Raw genomic sequence first — 13,514 nt, forward strand, 5'->3', positions numbered from 1 at the left:
AGCATGCGCAGCGGGGCTTCAGTCTGCCAGGACTTGGCAGTGAGCTCGGTGCCGCGGGCTGCTTTGACCGGGCGGGCACCGGTGGTGAAATCGGCTGTCATTGTGTACTCCTAATATCCTGCGCGGCCTAGGCCAGGTTCTTGGACTTGAGCCATTCCTTGGCGATCTCGCCGATGTCCTCGAACTTCGCCACCCGGCCGTTCATCTCGATGAGGTCTTCCGTGGTGAGTGCCGCGGAGACCTTGTCCAGGACCTCCTTGACGGTGGCCGTGGACTTCTTTTCGTTGATGACGGGGACGATGTTCTCGGACAAGAAGAGGTTCTTGTCGTCTTCGAGGGCAACCAGGTTGTTAGCCGCCAGCGCGGGGTCGGTGCTGAAGATATCGGCAACCTGTACCTGGCCGGAAAGCAGGGCGTTCAGCGTCAGGGGACCGCCGGCGTCGAGCGCGGAGAATTCCTTGAATTCGAGGCCGTAGACGGACTTCAGGCCGGCCACACCGTTGAGGCGGGTCTTCCACTCCGGCGGGCCGCCAAGGACGAGTTCCTTGGCCACGGGCTGGAGGTCGCTGATGGACTTGAGGTTGTGCTGCTCGGCCGTTTCCTTCTTGACGGCCAGGACATCCTTGTCCTCCGCCTCAGAGGCGGTCAGCATGGTCAGTCCCGAGGGGATCTTCGTGGCCAGTTCCTTGGCAACGTCCTCGGAGGAGACTGCCTTGGTCGCGGAATCAAGATACTGCAGGAGGGCCCCGCCGTATTCGGGCATCAGGTCGATGGAGCCGTCCTTGAGGGCGGGGATGGTGACCTCGCGGCTGCCGATGCTGGGCTTTTCGGTCACCTGGACGCCCTTGGACTTGAGGGCTTCGGCGTAGATCTTGGCGATCAGCTGGCTTTCCGGGAAATCCGCGGAGCCGACGATGATGCTGTCGCTAGAGGCTGCGGTCTGGGTGTTGGAGCTGCTCATCGGATCCCCGCCGCAGGCGGTCAGGGCAAGGGCGGCGGCAGCCGCGAGGGTGATGCCTGTCAGGTACTTTTTCATGTCAATGCTCTCTGGGGGAGGCTGGCGCCGGGCATGCAGCGGCCAGGGTGGGGTGGTTCTGTTGCCGGACGGCGGTTGGGATGATGCGTAATGCGTGGGGTGGTGGGTCAGACCGTGGCGGGGATTTTCACGGTGTCGGCCGCGGTGGCCGACTTGACGGTGAGCCGGGTCAGGCCTGGTGAGACGACCCGGCGGGTGATGAAGGCGAGCAGCTGGTCGAAGAACAGGGCCAGCAGGGCAACGAGCACGGCGCCGGCGACCATCTGGCCGTAGTCGTTCTGGGCCTTGCCGTCGATCAGCAGGCGGCCGAGGCCGCCGAGCGAGATGTAGGCGGCAATGGTCGCCGTCGAGATGATCTGCAGCAGGGCGCTGCGGACGCCGGACAGCATCAGCGGGAGTGAGCAGGGGAGCTGGACATCCGTGAGGATCTTCATGGTGCGGAAGCCCATGCCCTTGGCTGCGTCGACGGCGGCAGCATCCACTGCGCGGATGCCGGCATAGGTGTTGGTCAGGATGGGCGGCACCGCGAGCAGCACCAGCACGATCAGGCTCGGCAGGATGTAGCCCATCTTGGACGGGAAAGCGGGTGAGATCAGCAGCACAAGCAGGATCAAAAGTCCCACGCTGGGCAGGGCGCGGAGGGCGTTGGCGAGGCCGGCGATCATGAAAACGCCCTTGCCGGTGACGCCGATGTAGATGCCGAGCGGAACCGCGATCACGGCCGCGATGGCGAGGGCGATGAGCGAGTACACGAGGTGCTCGCCGATCAGGTTGGGAATACCGTCGGCACCGGTCCAGTGCGCGGGGTCGAACAAGTAGTTCATGATGCCACCACCTTGGGGGTCCACGGTGTCAGCCACCGGTTGAGGAGGATGATCAGCCCGTCAAGGATCATGGCGAGGACCACGCAGAGGATGATGCCGGCGATGATCGGGGTGAAGAACCGCAGCTGGAAGCCTTGGGTGAAGAGGGAACCGAGCTGGGGGATGCCGAGGAGCGCGGCCACTGACACGAGGCTCACGTTGGAGACCGCGGCAACGCGGAGGCCGGCGCTGATGACCGGGACGCCCACGGGGAGCTCCACCTTCAGGAGGCTCTGGTAGCTGCGGTAGCCCATGGCCTTCGCCGCCTGGACTGTATCTTCCGGAACGGAATCCAGGGCATCGGCGACTACACGGACCAGCAAAGCAACGGTGTAGATGGTCAGCGCGGCGACGATGTTGAGGGGGTCCAGGATCTTGGTGCCCAGGACCAGCGGCAGCAGCACGAACAATGCCAGCGAAGGGACGGTGTACAGCAGGCCCGCGATGCCCACCAGGAGGGGATAGATCCGGCGGCTGCGGTGTGCCCACCAGCCCAGGGGAAGGGCAATAAGCAGGCCGAGGATCAGCGGGGTGACGGCCAGCAGGACATGCCAGCCGAGCAGGAACACAATGTTGTCGAACTGGCGGCTCAGCCATTCAAGGTTCATCGGGCCGTCTCCAGGTGCGGTTCGGCCTCGATGGCCTTGACGATGTCGGACGCGGTGACCGTGCCGATGAGCTCGCCGCTGTCATTGACCACGACGCCGCGGCGGCTGGGGGAGGACAGTGCCGCGTCAAGCAGTTGGCGCATGGTCCCGGCCGATGTCGCGGACGTGCCGCTGAGGTTCAGGTGATCCCGCTTCAGCTCGCCGGTGATCAGCTCGGGCTGTGCCCACCCAAGCGGTTTACGTCCGCCGTCGACCACCAGGACCCAGGCACCGGAAGCCTTCGCCTGTGCCTCCGCGGCGGAGGCTCCGAGCTGAACTACGGCTTCTTCGCTGACCGTCACGGTTCCGGCCACATTGGTGAAGCCGAGGGACCGGTACCCCCGGTCGCGTCCCACGAAGTCGGCCACGAATTCGTCGGCCGGGGAGGTCAGCAGCTCCGACGGCGTGGCCATCTGGGCGAGCTTCCCGCCGACGCGCATCACGGCCACCTGGTCCCCGAGCTTGAGGGCCTCGTCGATGTCGTGCGTAACCATGATGATGGTCTTGCCGATTTCACGCTGCAGGCGGAGGAACTCGTCCTGGAGCTGGGCACGGACCACGGGATCCACGGCGCTGAAGGGTTCGTCCATCAGCATGAAGGCAGGGTCCGATGCCAGGGCACGGGCCACGCCAACACGCTGCTGCTGGCCGCCCGAGAGCTGCCAGGGGTAGCGCTTGGCGAAGTTCGCCGGGAGGCCCACCCGCTCCATGAGTTCAAGGGCCTTCATGCGGGCTTTTTGCCGGCTCTCGCCGAGCAGCACCGGCATGGTTGCGACGTTGTCCACGATGGTGCGGTGCGGGAAAAGTCCCGCGTGCTGGATGACATACCCTATCCGGCGGCGCAGCAACGCTGCGTCCATGCCGGAGGTGGGCTGGTCGTCCAGGTAGATGGTGCCGCTGGTGGGTTCGATCAGGCGGTTGATCATCCGCAGCGAGGTGGTTTTGCCGCAGCCGGACGGCCCGACCAGGATGGTCAGCTTCCCGGTGGGGGCTTCAAGGTTCAGCCCGTCGACGGCAACCGTACCGTCCGGGTAGGCCTTAGTGACATTTTCAAACTTGATCATTTCTCTTCCATGCTTTCCTGGGGCAGTTCATGGTCTCTGGAGGGCTCGGTGAGGATGTTGTCGGCCACCTTCACCAGCTCCTCGCCAATGGTTATGGCCTTCGCCTCGTCCAGCCGGTAGCTGGGTACCACGATGCTCAGGGCGGCCACGGTGCGGCCACCAATCACGATCGGTGCGGCGACGGCTGTGATGTCGTCTTCAACGCCGCTTCGCACTATCGCGAAGCCGCGGTCTGGCTGGCCGCCGGTCAGGACCTGCCCTGCGGCGGACCCTTCCAGCGGGATGCTCCGGCCCACCCAGCTGGCATGCCGGACGGAGCGGGTACCTTCAACGATTGCTATGTAGATTCCGGTGTCCCCAGGACCGGGAATGCTGAGATAGCAGGACTCGCCGGTGTGGTCCACAAGCCTCTTCATGTGCGGGGTGCAGAGCGAAACCAGTGACTCCTGGCCCAGGGCCAGGGCGCCGAGCTGGATGACGCTTGCGCCGGGGCGGAAGTTTCCGCCCGGGTCCCGTGAAACGAAGCCGCTGCTTTCCAATGTTCGCAGGAGGCGGAGGGCCGTGCTCGCGGACAAGTCGACGACGCGGGCGGCGTCGCTCAGGGTGAGGGAGCCGTCGGTGCACACTGCACTGAGCAGAGCCAGCGCCCTCTCAACCGTCCGTGTTGAAGAATCTGCAGCCACTGTATGACCCACTTTCAAGTGGTCCGAATCACGTTGTCTTGCCACTAAGTAAAATCCAACTTTCATCCGATGGCAATAGTTGCCGCCCATATTTCACAGGTTCTTCATGAAAGCGGGGTTGATCCAGGGGCTGTGCAACGGTCCCGTTTCGACTATGTTGCAGGCGCGTTAATTGTCCGGCTCCCCATCCGTAAGCCCTTGTCATGCAGTGGAAATTGGTTTTTACTTGGTGGCAGATCCCACTACTCGGAGGTTCATTTGGAAACCGTCAACCAGCTCCTGGACTCGATTAAGGACGTGGGCCGCGACGCCGTGCGCGGTGGCTATTCCCGGGCCGTTTACTCGACGGCGGAACTCGACCTGAGGGCGTGGTTCATCGAACAGGCGCTCCAGCGCGGCCTGGCCGTCGAGACCGACCGCAACGGCATTATCTGGGCGTGGTGGGGCGAACCCCAGGACGGTGCCCTGGTCACCGGAAGCCACCTCGATTCAGTACCCGGCGGCGGCGCCTTCGACGGCCCGCTCGGCGTCGCATCGGCACTCGCCGCCGTCGACATCCTTAAGGCCCGCGGAAAAGTGCCGGACCGGTCCCTGGCCATCACGGTGTTCCCGGAAGAGGAGGGCTCGCGCTTCGGTGTGGCCTGCCTCGGGTCCCGCCTGCTCACCGGAGCCATCGACGTCGACAAGGCCCGAAACCTGCGTGACGGCGACGGCAACACCTTTGCTGACGTCGCACGGCTGAACGGCCTCGACCCGCTGCACGTCGGTCCGGATCCCCAGGCCCTGGCCCGGATCGGAGACTTCGTCGAACTGCACGTGGAGCAGGGCAAGGGCCTGGGCAAAGGGGGCCCGGCCATCGCCGTCGGAAGTTCCATCCTGGGGCACGGCCGCTGGAAGCTGAGCATCAGCGGCCAGGGCAACCACGCCGGGACCACTCTGATGGCGGACCGCGCGGATCCGATGGTCGCGGCGGCACAGATCATCGTGGCCGTCCGCGACGCCGCCGCAGCCCAGCCGGATGCACGGGCCACGGTGGGACGCCTGATGCCGGTGCCCGGCGGGACCAACGTCATTGCCTCCCGCGTGGACATGTGGCTCGACGCCCGGCATCCCGACGACGCCGTGACCGCCCGCCTGATCGAGTCGATCTACGGCGCCGCCCGGCAGATAGCGGCCAGCGAAGGATGCTCCGTGTCCCTCACGGAAGAGTCCTACAGCGACACCGTCCATTTCCATCCCGGCCTGACGCAGCGGATCAGCCGCATCCTGCCCGACGCCCCGCTGCTGGCTACCGGAGCCGGCCACGACGCCGGGGTGCTCTCCGCCTATGTGCCGTCCGCGATGCTCTTCGTCCGCAATCCCAGCGGCATCTCGCATTCGCCGGAGGAGTATGTTGCCGACGAGGACGCCAACACCGGTGCCGGCGCCCTCGCGGATGTCCTGGAGGGACTGCTGTGAGCGGGGCGGCTGTCACCGGGTTCTGGTGCGAGACGGCTGTTGTGGGCGGCGCCGGTGGCACCGGCGAAGCCGACGGCGGCCCCGCAGTGCTCGCGGCGGTGCGGCTGGACGTACGCGACGGCCGCATCGCGGCTATCACTTCCGAGTCAGAACCGCAGCCCGGCGACCACATTTTGAAGGGCGTCGTCTTTCCGGCCGCCGCCAACGCCCATTCCCATGCCTTCCACAGGATCCTGCGCGGACGGACGCATGACGGACGCGGTGATTTCTGGGTGTGGCGGGAGCAGATGTACCGGAGTGCGGCCGAGCTGACCCCGGAAACCTATGAAAAGCTCGCCGGTGCCGTGTTTGCGGAAATGGTGGTTGCCGGCTTCAGCAGCGTGGCCGAGTTCCACTATGTCCACCATCAGCCGGGCGGGGCCCCCTACGCGGAACCGCATGCCATGGAGCTGGCCCTGGCACGTGCGGCGATGGCGGCCGGGATCCGCCTGACGCTCCTGGACACGCTGTATCTGGCGGGAGGGATCGGTACGCCGCTGAGTCCCGAACAGTCGCGGTTCGGCGACGCCAACGTCCAGGCCTGGCTGGAGAGGCTCGTTTCGCTCCGGAACGAAATCGCGCAAAGCTTTCCCGCGGAGATGGTCGGCGTGGGGGCCGCGCTGCATTCCGTGCGCGGCGTGCCTGATACGGACCTGGCGGCGGTGGCCGCGCAGCTGCCCGCGGACATGCCCCTCCACATCCACCTCAGCGAACAGCCTGCGGAGAACGAAGCCTGCCTGGAGGCCTACGGAGTCACCCCTGCGGGCCTGTTGGAGCGACACGGCCTGTTATCCGGGCGGCTCTCGGCTGTCCATGCCACGCACCTGACGTCCGGGGACATCGCCCTGCTCGGCAATGCCGACGCCACGGTTGTGATGTGCCCCAGCACGGAGGCCGACCTCGCGGACGGGATCGGACCGGCCCGAGCATTGTCCGACGCCGGAGCCACCATAGCGCTGGGCACGGACCAGCACGCCGTCATCGATCCCTGGATTGAAATGCGCACGCTGGAACACGGGGAACGGCTCGGTTCCGGCCAGCGCGGCAGGTTTTCCCCGCAGGAACTGCTGCGGGCCGCCACGGACGGGGCAACCCGCTCCATGGCCACCCCCGTTGCCGGCGCCCTGGTGGTCAGTGCGGTCTGCGACCTGATGGCCGTTGATCCTGATTCCGCCCGCACTGCCGGTTCCAAGGCAGAGCAGTTCCCGTTCAGTGCCACAGCCAGCGACGTCACCGACGTCGTCATTGCGGGGGAACTGGTGGCCTCCAACGGCACCCACGTGCGGCTCGGCCAGCCTGGCAAGCTCTTGACGGAGGCGCTGCAGGAGTTTTCCTGAGGGGTCCGGGCCGTACCAGGCAGCTGCCCCGTGGACATGGTACTTCGGCGGCCCTGTGGCCCCACCCCAACAGGGGCGGGAGGCGCCGGCCCGCGAAGGTACCTGTGATCATCCCCGCGGGCCGACTGCCACAGCCGCGCTCACTCCGACTGTGCCCGCGCGGCCTGTGGGTACCAACAAACTATCTTGCAGTTCCGCCGTCCACGAGGGGCCTTCGACCGACCTACCGCCGGTGGGCAACCACCTGCGATTCCACCAAAACAAGCACGTCAGTCATGTTGCAGGATGCTTTCCAAATGGGCTCCAGAAGGCCGTGTCTCCGCGGGACGACGAAAAACTTTTCGGCCTCACCATGACCGCGGGTGGTCGCGTCGGTACGGCGCGGCGGAGGTTCCTCGCACCGGGCCCGCACCTCGTGGCAGACCTCCCTGCACAGGCCTGGACGGCTAAACCCCGCGGCTCCCGCTCTCGGCTCCCGTCACTCGCCCGCACGTCCGCCAACGCCCGGTGATGGTTCTCAACCGCGTGCCGGGTGTCGGCGACAAGCGGCCGGGGACGCCCTTTCCGTCAAGCCGCCGGCCGGGCCCGGACGCGCAGCAACGCTCGGAGGCGCTTAGAGAGCGCGTGTACGTCACGTTCACCGCGCTGGCTGTGACCGTCGCTCTCGAACGCGATGCCGGGCCTTCGACAGTAGCCGGAGCTGCACTCACGCTCCTGCTCACTGTCCTGGGCACACTGCTGGCTGTCTTTGTGCCCGATGTAATCGCGTATATGGTCCGGGACAGCTCGCTGCCATCCCGGTAGTTGTCGCGCTCTTCGCGGTGCGGCGACTGCGCGTCAAGCAATGGCTCAAAATCATGGTTCTAGCATCATGGCGGCGCTTGGACTCGCGGTGCCCGCCATCGAGCTCGCCATCCATTGAACACTTTCGAGTAGCGCTTGAAACGTGTGCGGACCGGCAGAATTCCGCATGTTCCTGGTCTTGGCCCCACTTGAACCGTATGCGGATCTTCGTCAGCGCGGTCGATCCCTGCCCAGTGACGCGCGGTGGTACCAGTCAACGGTTGGCTTCGTGCCTTTGCTGCTGTTGGCACAATTCCGGTTACTGCAGTGCGACGGGATTTCCTCCTGCGGCTCCCTTGCGCCCGGCCCGCCGTATTTAGACCTCGAGGAGACCACGGCTGATCCACATGCGGCACAGACCAGAATGGACCCCATGGTTATCTGCCGCAACCTGTCTCGGCTGGTAAATTCCTTTGGCAAGTAGTGGCTATCTTGCCGCGGATCTCGCTTGTGCATTCGCTCTTGGCTTCCATACGTCCCCCTGAATTAGCCTGCGATTAGAGTACCGCGGCCGAGGTCCACACATTCAGCCGTGCCCCGACAACTCAGCGGATACCCCTGTCAAGAGTGCGACTGATGTGAACAGGAATGCCCGAGAAGCACACGGGCTCGGAAGCCGTCGAGGCGTAGCTGCCGACATTAGTCGGCTCAGTGTCGGATCGGCCTACGGGCAGCGCACTGAAGGCTCCGGGCACGGAACCGGTCGCCGTGTACAGAGCTTGTGGTGCGTTCCTCTGACGGTAGGTGTGCGGCTTGGCTGCCGCGATGGCCTATGCCTGTGTGGGGGTGGCCGGCTTTCTGCGAAATTCTTCTTGGAGGGCTCCTCTTAGACGTGACGGGAAACCGCGTGTGCTTGGTATGTCCTGCCAAAGTGGGTGCACCCTGTCCCCACTTACGTCTGCTTTGTGGGAGTTCCGTGGTAGCGCGGGGGAGCGGTGGGGACTGAAGGTGTGTCCCGGGACCTCCTTGACGCCGGTCAGGACCGGCTCTGGCGCGAGTGGGAGATCGAACTCGTCAACGGCCGGCCGCCCTGTCGAGGGCACTCCTCGGCAAGGCGGGTACGCGATAGGCGTCTTGGAACACATATTAGACCCCGAAGGCCCGAGCCGGGGTGGTCGACGCAAAGAGGTGGACTGTCCAAGCCAGGATGCTCAGCGTTCCGGAAGGACCAGTGAGGCGCTGAAGGCAATGATCAGGCCGAGGAACATCGCCGTGGCCGCGCCCAAGGTGCCGGCATAGGTGAGGGCGAAGCTCAGGGTTGAGGCTCGTTCACAACTTTCTTCCCCGAGCGATCAGACTGTGGTTTGGTGTCAGATTTTCGCTGTCTGGGCAGTGAGCTCGCGGAGTCTGTTCTTGGCTCCGTGTTCGACAAGGGTCGGAATATAGGTCCGGATCGGGCTCGTATCCAGTGTTTCGTATTCTTCCGCGACGACCCGGGCGACCAAGGGGCGAGGTGCCTCGGGGTAGCGTGCTGCGAGCCGTTCAGTCACTTTGGCGATGGTTTCCTGCTTTTCCGTTTCGTCCATCCAATCAGTTTGAGGCCGTGAGCCCGGGGCGTCCATCAGCCTACTTAGATTTGCTTTGGTCACAAGGGTTCGCTCGTTCACCGGGGACGGGTGACCGAAAGGATGCCTGAGCACGGGCTGTTCCGGATCATTGACGAGCTGACCGGCGGGCGGCGATTGTCGGATATGGCCGACCTTGAGATCGCACGCCGTAGCGCGGGCACCCAGTCGGGCGAGCAGGGAGGGGAAACGGCCGCCGCCTGACGTGCACTTCGGCGCCGAACGCAAGTTACCTCGTTGGAAGCGCGCAATCCCCTTGGGGATGGTCCTCTCCGACGCACCCAGGACGGGACTTTTCCGCGATTGGCGCTACGCCCTGAGCAGCTGCCCGGCGTTATACGGCGTGGGGTGGGGAGGGAAAGACCCCGCCTTCGAGGTGGAAACTGAGCAGTTCGGCGCGGAATTTGACCGCGTCGACGTAACCGGACAGGGCAGGGTGGCTGTCCGGAGCCGTTTTCCGGACCAGGCCCTGGAGTGGGCCGTTGGCCGTATCCCTGACGCTCAGATGGGTGATCCCGGTGTAGTCGGTCAGTGTGAAGGTGCGCTCGACCTGGAGCAGTCCCAGCGGCAGGCGGCCGGTCCAGGTCATGTGCCGTCCGGGGACCTGGCGGACCCTAAGGCTGAATGTCCTCTTTCCGCCGTCCCGGGTTCGGACCCGGATTCGTTGGCCGTGGCTCACCTCGCCGATGAGTTCTGTGATCCCGGAGTCCCAGACCGGGTAGTTTCCGGCGTCGGTGATGATGTCCCACACCGTGCCGGTCCCGGCAAGGATCAGGGTCTCCGCCTCGAACGATTCCATGCTTACAGGCTATCCGCCGGCGATGAACCGCATCGTCAATGATCTGCCTGCAGGTCATGTGATCTGCGTGACGGTACGTCAGTTCCCGCCAGCTGCACGGCGTGGGCGGATGGCGCGGGATGCGCGGGCAAACAGATCTGCCTCTTGCCTCGGCGAATCCGGGCCCCTCAAGGCGCTTCGGCCAGGCCACCGCGCTCGACGGCGTCAGCCGGATTTTGGACGAACTGAACGCCGGTCGGCGTTTGCTGGCTGCCGCCTGAGTCAAACGGCCAAGTTGACCCGTTCACCAAGGAGTGCAGGGATGTCCCTGACGCCATCCAGGATGTGGTGGTGCGGCTGCTGTTCCAGGGCGGTCCGGTCCAGCTTCCCCGTGAGTACGCCCACGGCGATGACGCCGGCGCGGGTGGCGGCCAGGAGGTCGTTAACGGTGTCCCCGGCGGCCAGCACTTCGCGCACGTCCTGGATGCCGGTGAGCTCCATTGCCCGGTGAATCATGTAGGGCGCCGGCCTACCGGCGGCTACGTCATCGGCGCAGACCACAGCGTCGAGAACGATGCCCCCTGCCACGTCGCCGGCGCCGTTGTGAGAAGCGTCGCCCCCGGAGATGCCGTCATCGCGGCCGGTGCTGCCGCCGTCGTGCGCTACGGTCCATCCCAGACCCGCCAGCAGCGGCTCCGCGACATCGCGCGAAAACCCGGTGGTGAGCGCAACCTTGATCCCGCGCCCCTGCAGTTGGCGGATGGCGTCCTCGACGCCGGACAATGTCTCGGGCGGGTTGGCCGCGTAGGAGTCAGCCAGCAGCTGCTTGAACCGGGTGAAGGCGTCCCGGACAGTCTCCGCCGACGGGGCTCCGTCGCCGCGTTTGATCAGTGCGGTGATGGCCTCGACTTTGTCTGCCCCCATCCACTCCTGGACACCCTCGGCGGTGGTGGCGGCGCCGGTTTCCTCAACCGCACGGGCCAGCGCCACGTACACCTCGCCGTGTTCATCGATGGTAGTTCCTGCCATGTCGCAGGCGACGAGCTTAATCATGGGTTTCGTTGGTGCTTTCTGTGTGGATGCGGACCAGTGCTGCACGCCGGTCCACGGTGTTGTCGATGGTGAAGTTGGTCAGGGAAGGCAAGTAGCAGTCTTCGGAGTATTCAAGGGGCTGCCCGTCAGCTGACGACGTGAGCCGGCGTTCGCGCAGCAGGGGAGTGCCCGGTGCCTGGTTCAGCAGCTCCGCGTCCTCCTCGCTGGCCGCCACGGCGTCAATCGTGTGCCGGGCGCCGTGCAGGTCCACGCCGTTCGCTTTCAGGAACGCGAAAATGGAGCCCGAGTCGGTGTCGAAGTCAAAAAGCAGCCTGCCCACCTCCGGCACGAAGCTGGTGCGTTCGATCATGGCCGGCGTTCCGTCGAGGAATCGGACCCGCAAAACCTCCACCACCTTGCTGCCGGCAGCCAGGCCGAGCTGTTCGGCGGCCTCGGTGCCGGGCTCGCGAAGGGCAACTTCCAGGGTCTTCTGGCCAGGAACCTTTCCGATGCCCACTGCCCACTCCGTGAAGGAGTTGAACGTGGAGAAGGACTGCGACGGCACGGCGGCCCGGACCATGGGGGACCGGCCCCGGCCGCCTGTCAGGACGCCCTCGGCGCGGAGGGCGGCCAAGGCCTGCCGGATGGGCCCGCGGGATGTTCCGAACTCGCGGCACAGCTCAGCTTCACTGGGCAGCTGAAAGCCGGGAGGCCAGGAGCCGTCGGAGATTCGGCGGCCGAACTCCTCGCTGAGTCGGAGGTGGAGGGGTGCGCTCTGCTGTGTGGTCACAAGTTGATAATACAAGTTGTCCCTGCTGAATCGGCTGGAAATCAGCCACGAAAGGTGAATTTAGCATGAACGAGTGTCGGTCAAGGTTAAGACTTTGCAAACTTGTATATACAACAGCCGTTCTGGCTTGATTCCTCCTTTCTCGGCGTCCAGTGTCTACCTTGTGAAGAACCAAACGCATGAATTCGCTACCCCCTCCGGAGCCGTCCGCGCTGCAGCTGTCAGCACGGCCGGGGCCGTTTCGGATCTCGTCATTGTCGGCGCCGGCATCATCGGCCTGGCCCATGCCGCCCATGCCGTGGCCAACGGCCTGACGGTGACTGTCCTGGAGCGTGACCACCACGCGGTGGGCGCCTCGGTGCGCAACTTCGGCCACTGCTGCATCACCGCGCAATCCGGTGAGCTGTACGAACTTGCCCAGGCCTCCCGGAAGTACTGGCTCGAGTTTGCCCGGCAGGCCGGGTTCTGGGCCGCCGAATCGGGTGCTGTGGTCCTGGCCCGCACTGCGGCGGAGATGGCCGTCCTCGAAGAACTCGCAGCTGTGCGCGAGCCCGGACAGGTGGAGCTGCTCTCCGCGGAAGGGACCCGTAGCCGCCTTGCCGGCGCGTCCGACGGTCCCGGCTGGCCGGGGCTGTTGGGCGGCGCGTTCCTGCGCGACGACCTGCGGGTTGACCCCCGCACCACGGCGGCCCGGTTGGCGGCCTGGCTGGAGCGGCAGCCGGGCGTCGAGATCCGCTGGAATACCTCCGCCCTTGGGTTCGGCCGTGACGCTGCGGGCACCGTTACGGCAACTACGTCCCGCGGCGAAGTCCGCGGCAGGCAGGTCCTGGTGTGCGTCGGCCACGATGTGGACTACCTGTTCCCCGAACTGGCCGCCGAGCACCGGATTGAACGCTGCGCCCTGCAGATGTCGCTCGCCGGGCGTCCGGCCGGCCTGGACCTGGCCCCGGCGGTGCTCACGGCCACCTCCATGCTCCGCTACCCGGCCTTCACGGAAATGCCCGCCGCGGCGGCGCTCCGGGCCGAAATCCGGGACACCCGCCCGGACCTGCTGGACATCGGCGCCAACGTGATGTTCACCCAGCGACCGGACGGCAGCCTCATCCTGGGGGACTCCCACCACTACCACCGCACCGCGACGCCGTTCCTCGACGAACCGGTCACGGCAACCCTCAACCACGAAATCGCCCAGGCCATCGGTGCCGAACTGGACATCATCCAGCGGTGGCAGGGTGTCTACGCCTCCAGCGACGTCGGACCGCTGCTGGAGCACGAAGTCCAGCCCGGCGTCACTGTCATTTCCGTGACGTCCGGCGTCGGCATGACGCTGTCCTTCGGCCTCGCCCACCGCACCATCTCACGACTTTTCTGAACCGTCC

The 13,514-nt window shown here is 65.6% G+C and carries 13 protein-coding genes; 4 read left to right on the plus strand and 9 right to left on the minus strand.

What is annotated here, in order from left to right; all coding sequences use genetic code 11:
• Positions 1-127: 127 nt before the first annotated feature.
• The 5 genes from J2805_RS20805 to J2805_RS20825 all read right to left on the minus strand — a co-directional run bounded on the left by J2805_RS20805 (position 128) and on the right by J2805_RS20825 (position 4,338).
• On the minus strand, positions 128-1,036 hold the full coding sequence (locus J2805_RS20805) for an ABC transporter substrate-binding protein (RefSeq protein WP_309979696.1): 909 nt from the start codon (positions 1,034-1,036) through the stop codon (positions 128-130).
• 107 nt (positions 1,037-1,143) lie between these two features.
• Positions 1,144-1,860 (minus strand): ABC transporter permease, encoded by a 717-nt coding sequence (locus J2805_RS20810; protein WP_309979697.1) that lies wholly within the window; start codon positions 1,858-1,860, stop codon positions 1,144-1,146.
• A complete protein-coding gene (locus tag J2805_RS20815; RefSeq protein WP_309979699.1) occupies positions 1,857-2,507 on the minus strand; it encodes an ABC transporter permease in 651 nt (216 codons plus the stop codon). The genes J2805_RS20810 and J2805_RS20815 overlap by 4 nt, the downstream gene beginning before the upstream one ends.
• The gene (locus tag J2805_RS20820) at positions 2,504-3,610 is read right to left on the minus strand and encodes an ABC transporter ATP-binding protein (protein WP_309979701.1); all 1,107 of its coding nucleotides are present in this window, start codon (positions 3,608-3,610) and stop codon (positions 2,504-2,506) included. The genes J2805_RS20815 and J2805_RS20820 overlap by 4 nt, the downstream gene beginning before the upstream one ends.
• Positions 3,607-4,338: an IclR family transcriptional regulator gene (locus J2805_RS20825; protein ID WP_396134451.1), complete on the minus strand. Its 732-nt coding sequence runs from the start codon at positions 4,336-4,338 to the stop codon at positions 3,607-3,609. Before J2805_RS20825 ends, J2805_RS20820 begins: the two co-directional genes overlap by 4 nt.
• A gap of 213 nt (positions 4,339-4,551) precedes the next feature.
• Between J2805_RS20825 and J2805_RS20830 the strand changes: the two genes are divergently transcribed.
• From J2805_RS20830 to J2805_RS20840, 3 genes are all read left to right on the plus strand, one after another.
• Positions 4,552-5,751, plus strand: a complete 1,200-nt coding sequence (locus J2805_RS20830) for an allantoate amidohydrolase (RefSeq protein ID WP_309979706.1) — start codon at positions 4,552-4,554, stop codon at positions 5,749-5,751.
• Entirely contained in the window at positions 5,748-7,127 is a 1,380-nt protein-coding gene (locus J2805_RS20835; RefSeq protein WP_309979708.1) for a formimidoylglutamate deiminase, read from the plus strand. The genes J2805_RS20830 and J2805_RS20835 overlap by 4 nt, the downstream gene beginning before the upstream one ends.
• Positions 7,128-7,637: 510 nt before the next feature.
• Positions 7,638-7,931, plus strand: a complete 294-nt coding sequence (locus tag J2805_RS20840) for a hypothetical protein (RefSeq protein WP_309979709.1) — start codon at positions 7,638-7,640, stop codon at positions 7,929-7,931.
• A 1,349-nt stretch (positions 7,932-9,280) separates the two neighbouring features.
• Here the strand turns inward: J2805_RS20840 and J2805_RS20845 are convergent.
• The 4 genes from J2805_RS20845 to J2805_RS20860 form a co-directional block, all read right to left on the minus strand.
• A complete protein-coding gene (locus J2805_RS20845) occupies positions 9,281-9,496 on the minus strand; it encodes a three-helix bundle dimerization domain-containing protein (protein WP_309979711.1) in 216 nt (71 codons plus the stop codon).
• A gap of 373 nt (positions 9,497-9,869) precedes the next feature.
• A complete protein-coding gene (locus J2805_RS20850) occupies positions 9,870-10,334 on the minus strand; it encodes an SRPBCC family protein (RefSeq protein WP_309979712.1) in 465 nt (154 codons plus the stop codon).
• Between the two features lie 261 nt (positions 10,335-10,595).
• Positions 10,596-11,342: an HAD family hydrolase gene (locus tag J2805_RS20855; protein ID WP_309979714.1), complete on the minus strand. Its 747-nt coding sequence runs from the start codon at positions 11,340-11,342 to the stop codon at positions 10,596-10,598.
• Between the two features lie 16 nt (positions 11,343-11,358).
• Complete coding sequence (locus J2805_RS20860) at positions 11,359-12,135, minus strand: GntR family transcriptional regulator (RefSeq protein ID WP_309979716.1); 777 nt, start codon at positions 12,133-12,135, stop codon at positions 11,359-11,361.
• Between the two features lie 163 nt (positions 12,136-12,298).
• Here J2805_RS20860 and J2805_RS20865 point away from each other — a divergent pair, with 163 nt between their 5' ends.
• Positions 12,299-13,507 carry a TIGR03364 family FAD-dependent oxidoreductase gene (locus J2805_RS20865; RefSeq protein ID WP_309979718.1) on the plus strand — a complete coding sequence of 403 codons (1,209 nt, stop codon included), beginning with the start codon at positions 12,299-12,301 and terminating at the stop codon, positions 13,505-13,507.
• The last annotated feature ends 7 nt before the right edge of the window (positions 13,508-13,514 follow it).

The sequence above is a fragment of the Arthrobacter oryzae genome (assembly GCF_031454875.1).
Taxonomy (GTDB): Bacteria; Actinomycetota; Actinomycetes; order Actinomycetales; family Micrococcaceae; genus Arthrobacter; species Arthrobacter oryzae_D.